The sequence below is a fragment of the Actinomadura sp. 7K507 genome, from assembly GCF_004348425.1.
Taxonomy (GTDB): domain Bacteria; phylum Actinomycetota; class Actinomycetes; order Streptosporangiales; family Streptosporangiaceae; genus Spirillospora.
In genome coordinates, this window is record NZ_SMKK01000043.1 from 1 (window position 1) to 14,884 (window position 14,884).

Consider the following 14,884-nt stretch of genomic DNA (forward strand, 5'->3'; position numbering starts at 1 on the left):
GCGCCGTCGATGGTGAACACCGAGCGCACGGCCGCTTCCTCCCCGCCGGGGCCGCGGACCCGCGACATGACCCGCCGGACGCGCCACTGCTCCGATTCGAGGAGGTCCCGCAGGCTGGTCACCTTCTCCGCGCTGACCCGTCCCCGCTGGCAGCCGTCGATCACCTCGTCGGCCCGGCGCCGCGCCGCGCGCTCCTGCAGTACGGCGACGATCTCCTCCCAGTTGCGCAACCGGTCCGCCGAGGTCTGGTACCGCTCGTCGTCCAGCAGGTGCTCGCAGCCGAGGACCCGGCACACGGTGGGCCAGTTCCGGATGACGAAGATCACGATCCAGGCGTCGGCGCAGCGCAGCAGCGCGAGGAAGCCCGGGTAGCGCTGGCGGGTCGCGTGGGTGCCGTTGTAGCTGTGCTGGCTCACGATGTTCTGTCCCATCGCGGCGAGCGACTCGAAGACGGTGGCGTCGACGCGCTGCCCGGCACCGGACCTGCGGCGCTCGTACAGGGCCGACACGACGGAGATGTAGGCCGTGGTCCCGGCGGCGTAGGAGGCCCGCTCCCCGAGCCCGTAGACGGGCTCACGGTCGAACGCGCCCGTGACCTTCATCGAGCCCGAGAGCGCCTGGTGGATCATCTCCGTGAACCGCCACCCGCCGTAGGCGCCGTTCTCGGGGGCGTCGCCCACCACGCAGTCGATCAGCCGGTCCCCGGCTCCCTCGGGCGCGGCGGACCCCTGGTCGCGCAGGACCACGTCCGCACGGCCCGTCAGCGCCCGCAACGCGCCCCGGTCGGCCGGAGAGCCGTGGTCGTGCACGATGGAGCGCTTGCCCTGGTTGAGGTGCCGGAACAGGAAGGACCCGCTCTCGGCACGCGGCCCCCGCCGCCGGGTGGGGGTGCCGCCGGGCGGCTCGACCAGCACCACGTCGGCGCCGTTCATGGCGAGCATCCGTCCGGCGTACTGCCCGGCGACCGACGTGCTGAGGTCGAGGACGACCACGCCGTCCAGCGCGGAGACCGGCGGGTCCGGCAGATCAGGCGACGACGACATCGTTCTCCTTTCGAATGCCCGGGGACGTCCCCGCGCTCATCCGGTCGCGCAGGACGTCGCCGATGCGGTAGACGCACAGGACCACGGTCCCCAGGAGCAGGCCGGACGGAAGGATCAGCAGCGGGGCCGACAGGATCTGCGAGTAGGCGTCGTTCAGGTCGCCTCCCCAGCTCGGAGTCGGGCGCTGCGGCCCCAGCCCGAGGAAGGCCAGGGCGCCCTGGATGACGAAGGTGAGACCGGTGTAGATGGTCAGCTGGATCACGACCGGGCGCAGGGCGATGGGCAGCACGTGGCGCACCAGCACGATCGGTGTCCAGACCCCCGACAGCCGCGCGCTGGCCACGAAGTCCTGCTCGCGCACCGCGAGCACGCCGGCTCGCGTGAGCTGGGCGGTGTTGGGCGCCAGCACGAGGCCGACCGCGACCATCGAGGTGACCAGGCCGACGCCGAGCGAGCCGGTGATGGCGATCGCCAGCACCAGCAGCGGGAAGGCGATCAGGGTGTCGGAGACGCGCATCAGCACCGTGCCCACGTAGCGGGGCCAGAATCCGGCGACGGTCCCCCAGGGCACGCCGAGCAGCACCGCGACCGAGATGCAGATCACCACGCCGCCGAAGGCGTTGCGCCCGCCGTGGACGAGCCGGCTCAGCACGTCGCGTCCGAAGCGGTCGGTGCCGAGCAGATGGTCCGCGCTCGGTCCCTGCAGCTTCCTGGTGAGGTCCTGCGCCAGCGGGTCGTGCGGGGCGATCCACGGAGCCAGTACCGCCGCGCTGACCAGCAGCGCGAGAATCGTCACCGCCAGCCAGGCGCCCACGGGCATGACGCGGCGCAGGCGCCCGATGCCGCCGATCATGACGTCCCCTTCCGGATCGCAGGGTCGACCAGGCCGGCCACGATGTCCACGATGAGGTTCACCAGCAGGGCGATCACGACGTAGACCAGGACGACGCCCAGGATGACCGGGAAGTCGAGTTGGCCGATGGCGGTGACGAGGGTCCGGCCGAGGCCGGGCAGGACGAAGATCTGCTCGAGGATCAGCGTCGCCCCCAGCTGGCCGAGCGCGAGCAGCGCGAGGACGTTCAGGGTGGTGGGCAGCACGGAGCGGAACGCGTAGTGCCAGGTGATCCGCCGCTCCGGGACCCCCATGGCACGCGCGGTCCGGACGTGGTCGCTGGCCATGGCGTCGGCCATCGCGGCGCCCACCTGCCGGATCACGATGGCGCTGCCTCCGAGGATCATCGGCAGCGCCGGCAGGATCAGGTGGTGGACGTTCTGCAGGGGGTCTTCCGTGAACGGGGTGAACCCGAGCCGCGGCAGCACACCGAGCCACACCGAGAAGACCGTGATCAGCACGAGGGCGGCGAAGAAGTCCGGCACGGCCAGGCCCAGGCCGGAGAAGCTCCGGACGAACCGGCCCGACGAGCGCGTGGCGCGCCTGCCCGCGAACACTCCGATCGGGATGGCGATCAGGCACGTGCACACGATCGCGACGAGGGTCAGCTGCAGGGTCACCGGCAGGGTCTCGGCGATCGTGGCCGCCACCGGGTAGCCGGTCTGGAAGGAGTTCCCGAAGTCGCCGATGGCCGCCTTGCCCAGCCAGGTCAGGAACTGCTCCGGCAGCGGGCGGTCGAGCCCGAGCTGCCGCTCGATGAGGGCCACCGACTCCGGCGTCGCGTTGTCGCCCAGCCGGGCGTAGGCGGGCCCGCCTGGAATGATCTTGACCAGCAGGAAGGTGAACAGGCCCGCTCCGACCACGGTGGGCGGGAAGAGCAGCAGGCGGACCAGGACGAACCTCACCAGCCCGCCACCCGCCCGCGGCCTTCGGCCGCGTGTGGCGGGCTTGGCACCGGGGGTCCCGGCGGGGGCGGCCGGCTCTTCCTTGCCGGCCGCGCCCGCCCGGAGCCCGGTGGCGTCTGTGGGCCCCGCCATCACTTCAGCCCGAGCGCGGTCAGGTCCGCCTCACCGTTGAGGGCGATCGACTCCGCGCCGCCGGTGACGTTGCCGCCCCATGCGGTGACCGTGGGCGAGTAGTAGAGCGGGATGATCGGCAGCTCCTCCAGGGCCACACTCGCGGCGTTCTTGAGGGCCGCCTTCAGCTCCTCGTCGCCGTCCGCGGCGTTCGCCCGCTTGACGGCCTCCTCGCCGCCGGGGACCGGAACGTTGCCCGCGTTGCCGGCGGACTTCGTGGTCAGCAGCCGGCGGTAGATGCTCAGCCAGTCGGGCCCGGCGTTCGTGCCGCTGGACATCAGGTCGTAACTGTGGTCGACGTAGAACCCCTTGGTCGCCTCACCGATGTCCTTGGCCTCGAACTCGACCTTGATCCCGACCTTGGCGAGCTGGTCGGAGACGACCACGCCGTTGTTGACGAACGCCGGAGAGTTCAGCGACGCCGCCCGCAGCGTCAGGCCGTCGGGGTGGCCGGCCTCGGCCAGCAGCTCCTTGGCCTTACCGGGGTCGTGGGGGTAGGCGCCGGCGAGGTCGCCGAAGTGGTAGGCGGTGCCGGGCGGGTACGGCTGGCCGGCCCCGAGGTCGCTCAGGCCGGCGGTGTTGGCGCTGGCGAGCGCGGAGCGGTCGATCGCGTAGCTGATGGCCTGGCGCACCCGCTTGTCCCGCAGCGGTCCCTGGCTCCGGTCGACGGCGAGGTTGGTCATCGACGTCCCGACCTTGTGCTCGGTCTTCACGTCGGTGCCCGTGAGCGCCTTGGGGGCCGAGTAGTCCAGGCGCCAGGCGAAGTCCGCCTGGCCGCCGGTGAGCGCCGCCACCTGCGCGGACGGGTCACTGATCATCTGCGAGGTGATGCGGTCGACCTTGGCCGCGGGCAGTCCCGCCTCCTGGTAGCCGCCCCACTTCTGGAGGGTCACCGACGCCCCGGGGACGAAGCCGGTGAGCCGGTACGGGCCGGCGCCCACCGGCTCGGCCCCGAACTTGTCGCCCGACTTCTCGCGCGCGGCCGGGGACGCGATCAGGCCGAGGCGCGACCCGAGCAGCTCCGGCAGGCCGCTGCCGGGCTCGGACAGCTTGAAGACGACCGTGCCGGCGCCCTCCGCCTCGATGGACTCCAGCCCCGGGATCGTCTGGTTCTCCAGGGCGAGGCACTGCTCGATGCTCTTCTTCACCGCCGCCGCGTCGAGGGCGGTGTCGTCCTGGAACTTCAGGCCGGTCTTGAGGTCCAGCGTCAGGGTCTTCAGGCCATCGGAGAAGTCCCATTTCGTGGCGATGCCGGGGGACAGCTCGCCCGTGCCGGGATCGGTGCGGATGAGCGGAGCGTAGATGGCGGCCATGTAGGCCGTCTCGGACCCGTTGGCGGGGCCGCACGGGTCGAACTGGCTCGGGTTGAGGCTCTGGATGGTCCGCAGCGTCTTCCCTTCCCCGGACCCGTCGGAGCCGGAACCGCAGGCGGCGAGGGCGGCGACGAGGACGGTGGTGAGGGCGGCGGCGCGGAACCCGTTACGGCGGAGTCGCAGCATCGGCGATAGTCCTTCTTCTGGGGTGGGTCTCCGGAAGGGCGGTCAGGAGTAGTGCGGCCGTGTTGTTTCGTTACGCGGCCTGGGCCGGGCGGCGGCGCTCAGTCCGGCCGGCGCGGGGCGGTTCCGGCGCGGATCTCCCGCCAGAAGTGGCAGGCGGCCTGGTGCGCCGAGCCGCTGTCCGCGGACTCGGCGACGCTCTCCGCGGGCGGCTCCTCCAGTGCGCAGATCTCCTGCGCGAAGGGGCAGCGGGTACGGAAGCGGCATCCGGAGGGCGGGCGGCGGGCATCGGGGATCTCGCCTTCCAGGGTCTGGATCTCGGCGTCGCGGGCGCCCAAGCCGACCCGTGGGACCGCTCTGATCAGCGCCTGCGTGTAGGGGTGCCGGGGTGACCGGAGCACCTCTCGCACCGGGCCGATCTCGACGAGCCGGCCGAGGTACATGACACCGACGTCGTGGGCGATCCTGGCGATGGACGCCATGTCATGGGAGATGAAGAGGTAGGTGAGGTCGGACGCCTCGCGCAGCTCGTCGAGCAGGCGCAGGACGCCGGCCTGGACCGAGATGTCGAGCGCCGCCACGGGCTCGTCGCACATCACGACCGGAGCGCGGGCCGCGACCGCCCGGGCGATGGTGACCCGCTGGCGCTGCCCGCCCGACATCTGGCCGGGACGCCGGTCGGCGATCTCGGGGCCGAGACCGACCTGCCCGAGCAGCTCCACGCCGCGGTCGCGCAGCCGCCGGGGGACGGCTAGCCGGTGCGGCACCAGGGGCTCGACGACGCTCTTCCAGACCGGCCGGCCGAGGTTCAGCGCGAGCGCGGGGTCCTGAAAGATCATCTGGACCTGGCCGGCGCGCCCCACCGAGGATGCCGCCGGTGCCAGGCCGCCGTCCGGGCCGAGCACCTCGACCGTGCCGGCGGCGATCGGGACGAGCCCCGCGATGGCCTTGGCGAGCGTGGACTTGCCCGAGCCGGACTCGCCGATGATGCCGAGCGTCGCGCCGCGGGCGACCTCGACGCTGACGCCGTCGACGGCGTGGAAGGAGTCGCGGCGGCCGCCGTAGCGGACGACGAGGTCGCGGACCTGCAACGCGGGCGCCTGGCGCTCTTCCCCCTTGCGGATGGACAGCGCGCTGTCGACGGTCATGCGCCCACCCCCGGGAGTACCAGCTCATGGCTGCGCAGGCATCGGGTCCTGCCCCCCTGCGGGGCCGGCTCCAGAGCGGGCACGTGCTCGGCACAGCGCTTCTCCGCATGGGGGCAGCGCGGATGGAAGCGGCAGCCGTCCGGTGGGCGGGCCGGGTTGGCGGGCGCGCCGGTGATGCCGGCGCGGTCGTCCGGGTGGTCCAGGCTCACGTCCGAGGCGCGCACCAGCGCCGAGGCGTAGGGGTGCTGCGGCGCGCCGAGCAGTTGCTCGGCGCTGTCGTCGTTGACCACCTGGCCGCAGTACATGGTGACGACGCGCGAGCACAGGGTCGACACCACGCCCAGGTTGTGGGTGATGAGCAGGACCGCGAGATCGAGTTCGGCGGCGAGCCGCCGGAGCAGCGAGATGACCTGGGCCTGGATGGTGACGTCCAGGGCGGTGGTCGGCTCATCGGCCACCAGCAGCCGCGGCCGGCAGACGAGCGCCATGGCGATCATCACCCGCTGGCACATGCCGCCCGACAGCTGGTGGATATATGCATCCATGGTGTGCCGCGGATCCGGCAGCCCGGCCATGCCGAGCATGTCGACGGCCTGGCGCCGGGCGTCGGCGGCGCGCACCGGTCCGTGCGCACGGATGACGTCGACGATCTGCTTGCCCACCGGGCGCGAGGGGTGCAGCGAGGCCCGCGGCTCCTGGAAGATCATGCTCAGCTCGCTGCCGCGGAGCCGGCGCCGCCGCTCCCCGTCGGCCTTGAGCATGTCCACGCCGTCGAAACGGACGCTGCCCTGCGCCGACGCGTCCGGCGGGAGCAGTCCGAGGAGGCTCAGCCCGGTCAGCGTCTTGCCGGACCCCGACTCACCGACCAGCCCGACCAGCTCGCCGGACCGGATGTTCAGTGAGACCTCCGACAGCAGGCGGTTGCCGCCGATCGACACGGTGAGGTCGTCCACTTCGAGCAGCGCGGGAGCGGCGCCGCCGGGCGCCCCGTCCCGGGCATCGAGGCTCGTCGTGGCCATGGGGCCACCTCCGATCGTGGGAAATATGCATCGCCAGTGCATAAACTATTGTGGGCGCCGTCACAGGCTGTCAAGGGGTGGGCCGGACGTTTCTCCTCTTCATGGCCCCGAACCGGTGCACTCGCCTCGCGCTCGCCCCCGCACCGGGGAACTCAGATGGAGGGCACGATCGACCGCCGCCACCCCCGCCACGAGGACGGCCGCCACCGGCGCGATCACGGGCAGCGGCCGGACCGGCCGCAGGGGCGGCAAGAGCGCCCTCAGCCAGGGCGCAGGCGTTCCGAGCGTTCGCGACGGGGCCGCGCGGGGCCGGAGATCGCGCGTGCGGCACCCCGACCACTCCCCTCGCGGGAACGTGCACCTTCCATGCAGAAGACCATCTCGCCAGGTCACACGTCAAGGAGCTCTAGCAGATGTTTGGCAAGAGAACCTCTCCGAGGTTAATGTGCACTACCGATGCATATACTTTGGAGGATGCGGCCCAGCACCGCGTCGTCCCGCACGGACGAGTCGTCGACGGAAGGACTTCCATGGGCCGCAGGACGAGCATCGGCCGCCTCTTCGCCCACTTCGCCGCCACCAAGCCCGACGAGCCCGCCCTGGTGGCCGGTGACGGCTCCGGGCAGATCACCTGGGCCGGGCTGGACCGCCACACCAACCGGCTGGCACGCGCCTACGCCGCCGCGGGCGCCGGCAAGGACGACACGGTCGCGATCGCCCTGCCCAACTCGGTCGAGTTCTTCTGCGCGTGCATAGCCACCTGGAAGCTCGGCGGTTCCGTCCTGCCGCTGTCGCACAGGTTCCCGCCCGCCGAACGCCGGCGCGTGCTCGACCTGGCCCGCCCCGCACTGCTCGTGGGGGACGGCGAAACGCCCGGGGAGGAACCGCCCGGGGAACCCGCCACCCTGCCGCCCGGCTTCGTCCCCGACGACGGCCTCGACGACGGCGAGCTGCCCGACGTCGTCCCGGCGTACTGGAAGGCGCTCACCTCCGGCGGCAGCACCGGCAAGCCCAAGCTCATCGTCAGCCACGACGACCCGTACTACGACCCCCGGTCCTCCAACGTCGAGTACATGCACGCCGACGGCGTGCACCTCGTCTGCGGGCCGCTGTACCACAACGCGGCGTTCGTCTACTCCGCCCGCGGGCTCTTCTGCGGCAACCGGCTTGTGATCATGTCGAGCTTCGACCCCGAGCACGCCCTCGGCCTCATCGAAGAGCACGAGGTCACGTGGCTCCAGATGGTGCCCACCCACATGAACCGCCTCCGCCGCCTGCCCGCGGAGCGTCTCGCCGGCGCCGACGTCTCCTCGGTGCGCACGCTGCTGCACGTGGGCGGGCCGTGCCCGCCGCGGCTGAAGCTGGAGTACATCGACTGGCTGGGACCCGACCGTGTCGTCGAGGTCTACGCCGGTACCGAGAGCCAGGGCGTCACCTTCATCACGGGCCGGGAATGGCTCGAGCGCCGCGGGTCGGTCGGGCGCCCCATCCGCGGTTCCCGGTTCGAGGTCCAGGACGAGGAGGGCCGCGTCGTGCCGCCCGGCGTCGTGGGCGAGGTCTTCCTCATGCCCGCCGGCGGCCAGGGATCCACCTACCACTACGTCGGCGCGGAGCCCCGCAGCCGGAACGGGTGGGAGTCGCTCGGCGACCTGGGCTGGTACGACGAGGAGGGCTACCTCTACCTCGCCGACCGGTCCACCGACTGCATCGTCAGCGGCGGAGCCAACATCTACCCCGCCGAGGTCGAGGGCGCGCTGGAGGGGCACCCCGGCGTGCGCGCCTGCGCGGTGGTCGGCCTGCCGGACGAGGACCTCGGCCAGCGGGCCGTCGCCCTCGTGGAGCGGGCGCCCGGCGACGGGCCCCCGCCCGGGGCCGACGAACTGGACGCGCACCTGCGGCCGCTGCTCGCGCCGTTCAAGCGGCCGCGCGCCTACGAGTTCGTCGGCAGGCCGTTGCGCGACGAGGCCGGCAAGGTACGCCGCTCCGCGCTGCGCGCCGAGCGGCTACCGGGAGGGCCCGGCCACGGCCGGCTCGTCCTGCCGGGCCGGGACCGGTGGCGGGATCTGCGGACGGGGGCCGCGGCCGTCGACGGTCTTCTGCGGGTGCTCGACCTCGACCAGGTCGAGGACGGCACGTTCGTGGGGTCGAGCAACGACCGCCCCGCGCACCGGGTCTTCGGCGGGCAGATGCTCGCCCAGGCGGGCGTGGCGGCGTCGCGGACCGCCCCGGACGATGTGGTGCTGCACTCGCTGCACGGCTACTTCGCGCGCGCCGGCGACCCGGCCCGCCCCATCAGGTACGAGGTGACCCCCCTGCGCACGGGCCGCTCGTTCGTCCTGCAGCGGGTCGACGCCTGGCAGGACGAGGAGGTCATCGGAACGGTGACCTGCTCGATGCAGCGCAGCGAGCCCGACCACCTCGTCCATCAGCTGCCCGCGCCGCACTCACCGCCCCCGCCCGAGGACGCCGCCTCCCGCTATCCCTTCGCGGAGGGCGCCCCCGGCGACGGAGGGCTGCCCGGCCCGGTCGAGCTGCGCGAGGGCGCCCAGGGCACCGACCCGCTCGCCCCCTCCGGAGTCTGGCTGCGCGTGCCCGCGGGACTGCCCGACGACCCGCTGCTGCACCGCATCCTGACCGTGTACATGTCCGACTTCAGCATCATGCGCGCGGCGTTCCGCGGGACGCGCCTGCGGCGGGACGCGGTGTCGAGCGCCAGCCTCGACCACGCCGTGTGGCTGCACCGCGCCGGGCGCGCCGACCGGTGGCTGCACTACGTCAGCACGAGCCCGTCTGCCGGGGCCGCCCGCGCGCTCGGCCTCGGGTCGCTCTTCTCCGCGGACGGCGAGCTGATGGCGACCGGCGCCCAGGAGATGGTCATCCGCTTCCGCCCGGGGGCCGGTCCGGGCCCGGAGCCGGCCGTCCGGCGCGACACCGATTCCTCCACGGGCTCGGAAGCCGTGCCCACCTCCATCGACCAGATCCACGACGCAGGAGAGTCCTCACATGCCTGAAGCGGTCACCACCGGAACGGCCCGCACGGCCGTCGTCACCGGCGCCAGCCGGGGCATAGGGCTGGCCATCGCCCAGCGCCTCGTCGCCGACGGCGTCCGGGTGTGCGTCACCGGGCGCAAGCCCGATGCCCTGGCCGAGGCGGTCCAGGTCCTGGGCGGGCCCGGCCACGCGCTCGGCGTGGCGGGCAACATCGGCGACGCCGCGCACCGCGAGGAGGTCGTCGAGCGCGCCCTCGCCACGTTCGGGAGCCTGGACCTGCTCGTCAACAACACCGGGATCAATCCGGTGTACGGCCCGCTCATCGATCTCGACCTGGACGCCGCCCGCAAGATCACCGACGTCAACGTCATGGCCGCCCTGGCGATGGTGCAGCTGTGCCACCGGGCCTGGATGGGCGAGCACGGCGGCGCCGTGGTCAACGTCGCGTCGACCGCGGGGCTGAAGCCCTCGGCGGGCCTCGCCTTCTACGGCGCGAGCAAGGCGATGCTCATCCACCTCACCAAGGGCCTGGCGGCCGAGCTCGGCCCGGCGGTCCGGGTGAACGCGGTCGCCCCGGCCGTGGTCAAGACGCGGTTCGCGCGGGCGCTCTACGAGGACCGCGAGGAGGCCGCCGCCGCCCGCTACCCGCTGCGGCGGCTCGGCGTGCCGGAGGACGTCGGCAACGCGGTCGCCTTCCTGCTGTCCGAGGAGGCGTCGTGGATGACCGGCCACACGGTGGTCCTCGACGGAGGCGCGACCCTCGGAGGCGGCGCCTGATGACTCCCCCGGAGCCCGGTCCCCCGCCCGGGCTGGACCTCGAGCGGTTCGCCGCCTGGTACGCGCGCGAACGTCCCGGCGACCTCGGCCCCCGCCTGACCGCCCAGGTGGTGTCCGGGGGCAAGTCGAACCTCACCTACGCGGTGGCCGACGGCACCACCACCCGGATCGTGCGGCGCCCGCCGCTGGGCCACGTCCAGGCCACCGCCCATGACATGGGGCGGGAGTTCACGGTGATCAGCGCGCTGGCCGGCACCGCCGTGCCGGTACCGCGGACCTTCGCCCTCTGCGAGGACGACACCGTGCTGGGGGCTTCGTTCTACGTCATGGAGCAGGTGCCCGGCACGGCGTACCGGCGCCGCGAGCAGCTGGAACCGCTGGGAGCCGGCCTCACCCGGCAGGTGGCGCTGGAGATGATCGGGGTGCTGGCCGAACTGCACGCCGTGCCCCCCGCCGCCGTCGGGCTCACCGGCTTCGGACGGCCCGCCGGGTTCCTCGCCCGGCAGGTGCGCCGCTGGGGCCGCCAGCTGGACGGCTCCCGCACCCGCGACCTCCCGGACGCCGACGCGCTGCTGGTCCGGCTCCAGGCGGGCGTCTCCGCCGGCGCCGCGGGCGAGGAGGCCGCGATCGTCCACGGCGACTACCGCCTGGACAATCTGCTGGTACAGGGCGACCGGGTCGCCGCCGTCATCGACTGGGAGATGGCGACCCTGGGCGACCCGCTCACCGATCTGGCGCTGCTCCTCGTCTACGACAAGCTCTCCGCGATCTCGCAGGGCGCCAGCGACGCCACGGCGAGCCTGGCCCCCGGCTACCCGAGCGGGGAGGAGCAGCTCGCCCACTACGAACTGGTCAGCGGACGGCGGCTGGGCGACCTTGAGCTGCATCTGGGGCTGGCCCACCTCAAGCTCGCCGTCATCCTGGAGGGCATCCACTACCGCCATCTCCAGGGCGGGACGGTCGGCAGCGGGTTCGACACCGTCGGAGACTCGGTCGAGCCGCTGCTCGCGGCGGGCCTGGCCGCCACCCGGGGCCTGGAGAAGAAGGCGATCGGACTCCAGGACTGATACCGCGGGCGGGTGCCGGCACGCGGTCGCGCGTGCCGGCACGCGGTGCCTTTCCCCAATGGGCCCGGCGCCGGTGAGGGGGACGACGCGTCGTCCCCCTTCCGCCCGGTGCCCTCAGCCCTTCCGCGTCACGACGGGGCGGAACACCCGCTCCATGGACTCTCCCAGCGCCCCGGTGTCCCAGCGGGAGCTTCCGGAGAGCATGCGGACCGGCTCGGGGTTGCTGTAGAGGCTGACGTCGTAGCCGTTGGCGCCGATGACGCGTCCGGTCAGCCAGTCCGAGGCCTCGCCGGCGAGGTAGGCCGCCACCGGGGCGACGTTCTCGGCGGCCCGCTGGTCCTCGGTGACCGTACGGGCCTTCTTCCGGTCGCCGGGGATCGACGCGGTCATCCGGGTCGCGGCGACGGGCGCGATCGCGTTGGCCGTGACGCCGTACCGCGCCAGGCTGTTGGCGCAGGAGTAGGTCAGGCCGACCACGCCCATCTTCGCCGCGGCGTAGTTCGGCTGCCCGGGCGCGCCGTAGAGCCCCGAGGCCGAGGTGAAGTTGATGATGCGGAAGTGACCGTCCGGGTCGCGCCGGTCGCGCCAGTGGGCGGCCGCCGGCTTGATGGTGTTGAAGTGGCCTTTCAGGTGGACCCTGATGACGTCGTCCCACTCCTCCTCGGCCATGTTGAAGATCATCCGGTCGCGGAGGATGCCGGCCGCGTTGACCAGGACGTCGAGCCTGCCGAACCGCTCCACGGCCGTGCGCACCAGCCGCTCCCCGGTGGCGGGGGCGGAGACGTCGCCGTGGTCGGCCACCGCCGATCCGCCGGCGCGGGTGATCTCCTCGGCCACGTCCCCGGCCGGGCCCTCGTCCTCTCCGCCGCCGTCGAGTCCCACACCGAGGTCGTTCACCACGACCGCGGCGCCCTCCTGGGAGAACAACCGGGCGATTCCGGCACCGATGCCCCGCCCGCCGCCGGTGACGATCGCGACTCTTCCGTTCAGACCACTCATCCGCCTCGCAACCTCCGTTGATCCGTACTCGATCGTGCTCTGGTCGTCGTGCCGTCTCGTCTCCGTCAAGCCTCGTCAGGCGTGTCGCGGTGTCCGGACGTCCCCGTCACCACCAGGACGTCGAGCGCCTCCACCTGGGAGCCGTGCACCCACCAGGGGTTGACCTCGAGGGCGTTCAGTGACGCGCCGAGGGAGAGCGCGGCCTGGGTCAGGGCGCGGACGGCGCGAGCGACCCCGCCGACGTCCGCGGGCACTCCCCCGCGTACGCCGCGCAGGAGCGGGGCGCCGCGCAGTTCGCCGAGCATCTCCTCGACGTCGGCGGTGCTCACCGGCAGCGGGCGCAGGCTCACGTCGCCGAGCACCTCGACGAAGACGCCGCCGAGGCCGACGGCCAGGACCGGGCCGAAGACCGGGTCGACCGTCACCCCCGAGAACAGCTCGACACCGCCCTGGCGCATGGGCGTGACCAGGACGCCCTCGACGTCGTCGGCGTGCCTCCGGCCGGCGGCGTGCACGCGGTCGAAGGCGGCGGCCGCCTCCTCCGGCCCGTGGATCATCAACGCCACGCCGCCGATGTCGGACTTGTGGGTGATGTCGGCCGAGCACACCTTGAGCGCGACGGGACCGCCCAGGGCTTCGGCGGCCTGTCGAGCCTCCTCCCGCGTGCGCGCGAGCGTCGCCGGCACCAGGGGCACACCGTGCGAGGCGGCCAGCTCCCGGGAGTCCGCCTCCGACCACGGGCCGGTGCGTGCGGACGGCCGTGCGGCGCGGGAGCCCGGCAGGACGTCCACGGATTCGTCCTGCTTGCGCAGCAGGTGCTGCCGCGCCTTTCCCCAGCGCAGGGCGTGCCCGACCGCCGCCATGCCCAGCTCGATCCCCGGCAGTACCCGGAGGCCGTGCCGGTCGAGGGCCTCCCTGGCCGGCGGCGAGAGGTCGGTGCAGGTCGTCGAGTAGTGCACGACCGGCTTCGCGGAGGATCTCGCGGTCTCGGCGAGCGCCCCCAGCCGCCCGTGCAGCGCGTCGGGATCCGCGGGCTCCCGCGAGGGCACGCTCAGCGAGTTGAAGACGAAGTCGATCGACGGGTCTTCCAGCATCGCCTCCAGGCAGAGGTCGGCGAGGCCGCGGCCGCCGGACGGGGGGCGCGCCAGGACGAACCCCGTGACGTCCAGCGGGTTGCGGGCCACCGCGAACGACGGCAGCAGGCCGGTGAGCCGCTCGCTCGTCCCGGGCGCCAGCTCGGGCACCTCGATCCCCTCGTCGTCGGCCCGGTCGGCGATGATGTCGCAGGCACCGCCGGACGCGCTCACCACTCCCATGCGCGGCTCCGTGAGCGGCAGCCCCTGGGACAGCAGGTCCGCGGTCGCCAGCATCTCCTCGAGGCTCCGCACCCGCACCACGCCCGCGCTCCGGAAGACGGCGTCGACCACGGCGTCGTCGCCGGCGACCGCGCCGGTGTGCGCCAGCGCGCTGGCGCGGCCCGCGTCGCTGCGGCCGACCTTGAGCACGACGATCGGCTTGCCCGCGCGCAGCGCCCGGCGGGCGAGTGCCACGAACCCCTCCGGGTCGCGGACGGTTTCGAGGAACATCGCGATGGCGCGGGTGTTGTCGTCTTCGAGCAGGCGGGCCACGACGTCGGTGGCCGTGACGACCGCCTCGTTCCCCATGGAGGACAGCAGGCTCAGCCCGATGCCGTGGCGGGCGGAGAAGTCCAGCACGGCGCTGGCGAGGGCGCCGCTCTGCAGCACCACCCCGACGCCTCCCGGACGCAGCGGCTCGGTGACCGGAAGCCCGAACGGCGCCGCTTGGGCGTGCGGGTTGATGTAGCCCAGCGTGTTGGGGCCGAGCAGTGTCAGGTCGAGCTCGATCGCGCGGTCGAGCAGGGCCCGCTCGCGGCGGCGGCCGTCCGCGCCGCTCTCACCGTAGCCGGAGGCGAGCACGACGAGATGCTTCACGCCGGCCTCGGCCGCCTCCTGCATGACCGAGTCCACCCGCTCGGTGGCGACCTGGCAGAAGGCCAGGTCCACCGGCTCTTCCAGCGCGCGCAGGCTCGGCGCGGCGGGGAGGCCGAAGACCGATGCGTGGCGGGGGTTCACGGGCACGACGCGGCCGGGCAGCCGCCCGGCCCGCAGGCTCCCGACCACCATCCGGGACCACCCGGATGATTCCGTGGCACCGACGAGCGCGACGCTTCGCGGCGCGAAGAGGCCGTGCAGCCGCTCGGGCCGCGCGAGGCGGCGGCGCGCCGCCTCGCGCTCGTCGCCGCCGATCTGTGCGGCATCACCGACTGTGCTGGGCATCGAGCGTCCCTTCCTCGGCCGCCACCGCCCCGGCGCATCCCGACGGGCGGTCACTCAAATTAGAATTTCATTCCAAAAT

At 73.1% G+C, this 14,884-nt stretch carries 11 protein-coding genes; 3 read left to right on the top strand and 8 right to left on the bottom strand.

The window, feature by feature from the left end; translation table 11 throughout:
- From E1285_RS12500 to E1285_RS12525, 6 genes are all read right to left on the bottom strand, one after another.
- On the bottom strand, positions 1–1,043 hold a 1,043-nt coding region (locus E1285_RS12500), incomplete at its 3' end, for a CoA transferase (protein ID WP_132151374.1).
- Positions 1,027–1,896, bottom strand: a complete 870-nt coding sequence (locus E1285_RS12505) for an ABC transporter permease (protein ID WP_132151376.1) — start codon at positions 1,894–1,896, stop codon at positions 1,027–1,029. The genes E1285_RS12505 and E1285_RS12500, both read right to left, overlap by 17 nt.
- Positions 1,893–2,972, bottom strand: a complete 1,080-nt coding sequence (locus tag E1285_RS12510; RefSeq protein WP_132151378.1) for an ABC transporter permease — start codon at positions 2,970–2,972, stop codon at positions 1,893–1,895. Before E1285_RS12510 ends, E1285_RS12505 begins: the two co-directional genes overlap by 4 nt.
- Positions 2,972–4,510, bottom strand: a complete 1,539-nt coding sequence (locus E1285_RS12515; protein WP_132151380.1) for an ABC transporter substrate-binding protein — start codon at positions 4,508–4,510, stop codon at positions 2,972–2,974. The genes E1285_RS12510 and E1285_RS12515 overlap by 1 nt, the downstream gene beginning before the upstream one ends.
- A gap of 98 nt (positions 4,511–4,608) precedes the next feature.
- Complete coding sequence (locus E1285_RS12520; RefSeq protein ID WP_132151382.1) at positions 4,609–5,655, bottom strand: ABC transporter ATP-binding protein; 1,047 nt, start codon at positions 5,653–5,655, stop codon at positions 4,609–4,611.
- Positions 5,652–6,674, bottom strand: a complete 1,023-nt coding sequence (locus E1285_RS12525; RefSeq protein ID WP_132151384.1) for an ABC transporter ATP-binding protein — start codon at positions 6,672–6,674, stop codon at positions 5,652–5,654. The genes E1285_RS12520 and E1285_RS12525 overlap by 4 nt, the downstream gene beginning before the upstream one ends.
- A 530-nt stretch (positions 6,675–7,204) precedes the next feature.
- Between E1285_RS12525 and E1285_RS46585 the strand changes: the two genes are divergently transcribed.
- The 3 genes from E1285_RS46585 to E1285_RS12540 are packed head-to-tail and all read left to right on the top strand — an operon-like array spanning position 7,205 to position 11,509.
- Positions 7,205–9,685, top strand: a complete 2,481-nt coding sequence (locus E1285_RS46585; RefSeq protein WP_132151386.1) for an AMP-binding protein — start codon at positions 7,205–7,207, stop codon at positions 9,683–9,685.
- Entirely contained in the window at positions 9,678–10,442 is a 765-nt protein-coding gene (locus E1285_RS12535; RefSeq protein WP_132151388.1) for an SDR family oxidoreductase, read from the top strand. Before E1285_RS46585 ends, E1285_RS12535 begins: the two co-directional genes overlap by 8 nt.
- Positions 10,442–11,509: a phosphotransferase family protein gene (locus tag E1285_RS12540; protein ID WP_132151390.1), complete on the top strand. Its 1,068-nt coding sequence runs from the start codon at positions 10,442–10,444 to the stop codon at positions 11,507–11,509. Before E1285_RS12535 ends, E1285_RS12540 begins: the two co-directional genes overlap by 1 nt.
- Before the next feature lie 114 nt (positions 11,510–11,623).
- Here E1285_RS12540 and E1285_RS12545 read toward each other — a convergent pair whose 3' ends face one another.
- Together E1285_RS12545 and E1285_RS12550 are read right to left on the bottom strand one after the other, a co-directional pair.
- A complete protein-coding gene (locus E1285_RS12545; protein ID WP_132151392.1) occupies positions 11,624–12,508 on the bottom strand; it encodes an SDR family NAD(P)-dependent oxidoreductase in 885 nt (294 codons plus the stop codon).
- A gap of 65 nt (positions 12,509–12,573) precedes the next feature.
- On the bottom strand, positions 12,574–14,805 hold the full coding sequence (locus E1285_RS12550; protein WP_132151394.1) for an acetate--CoA ligase family protein: 2,232 nt from the start codon (positions 14,803–14,805) through the stop codon (positions 12,574–12,576).
- Positions 14,806–14,884 lie beyond the last annotated feature (79 nt).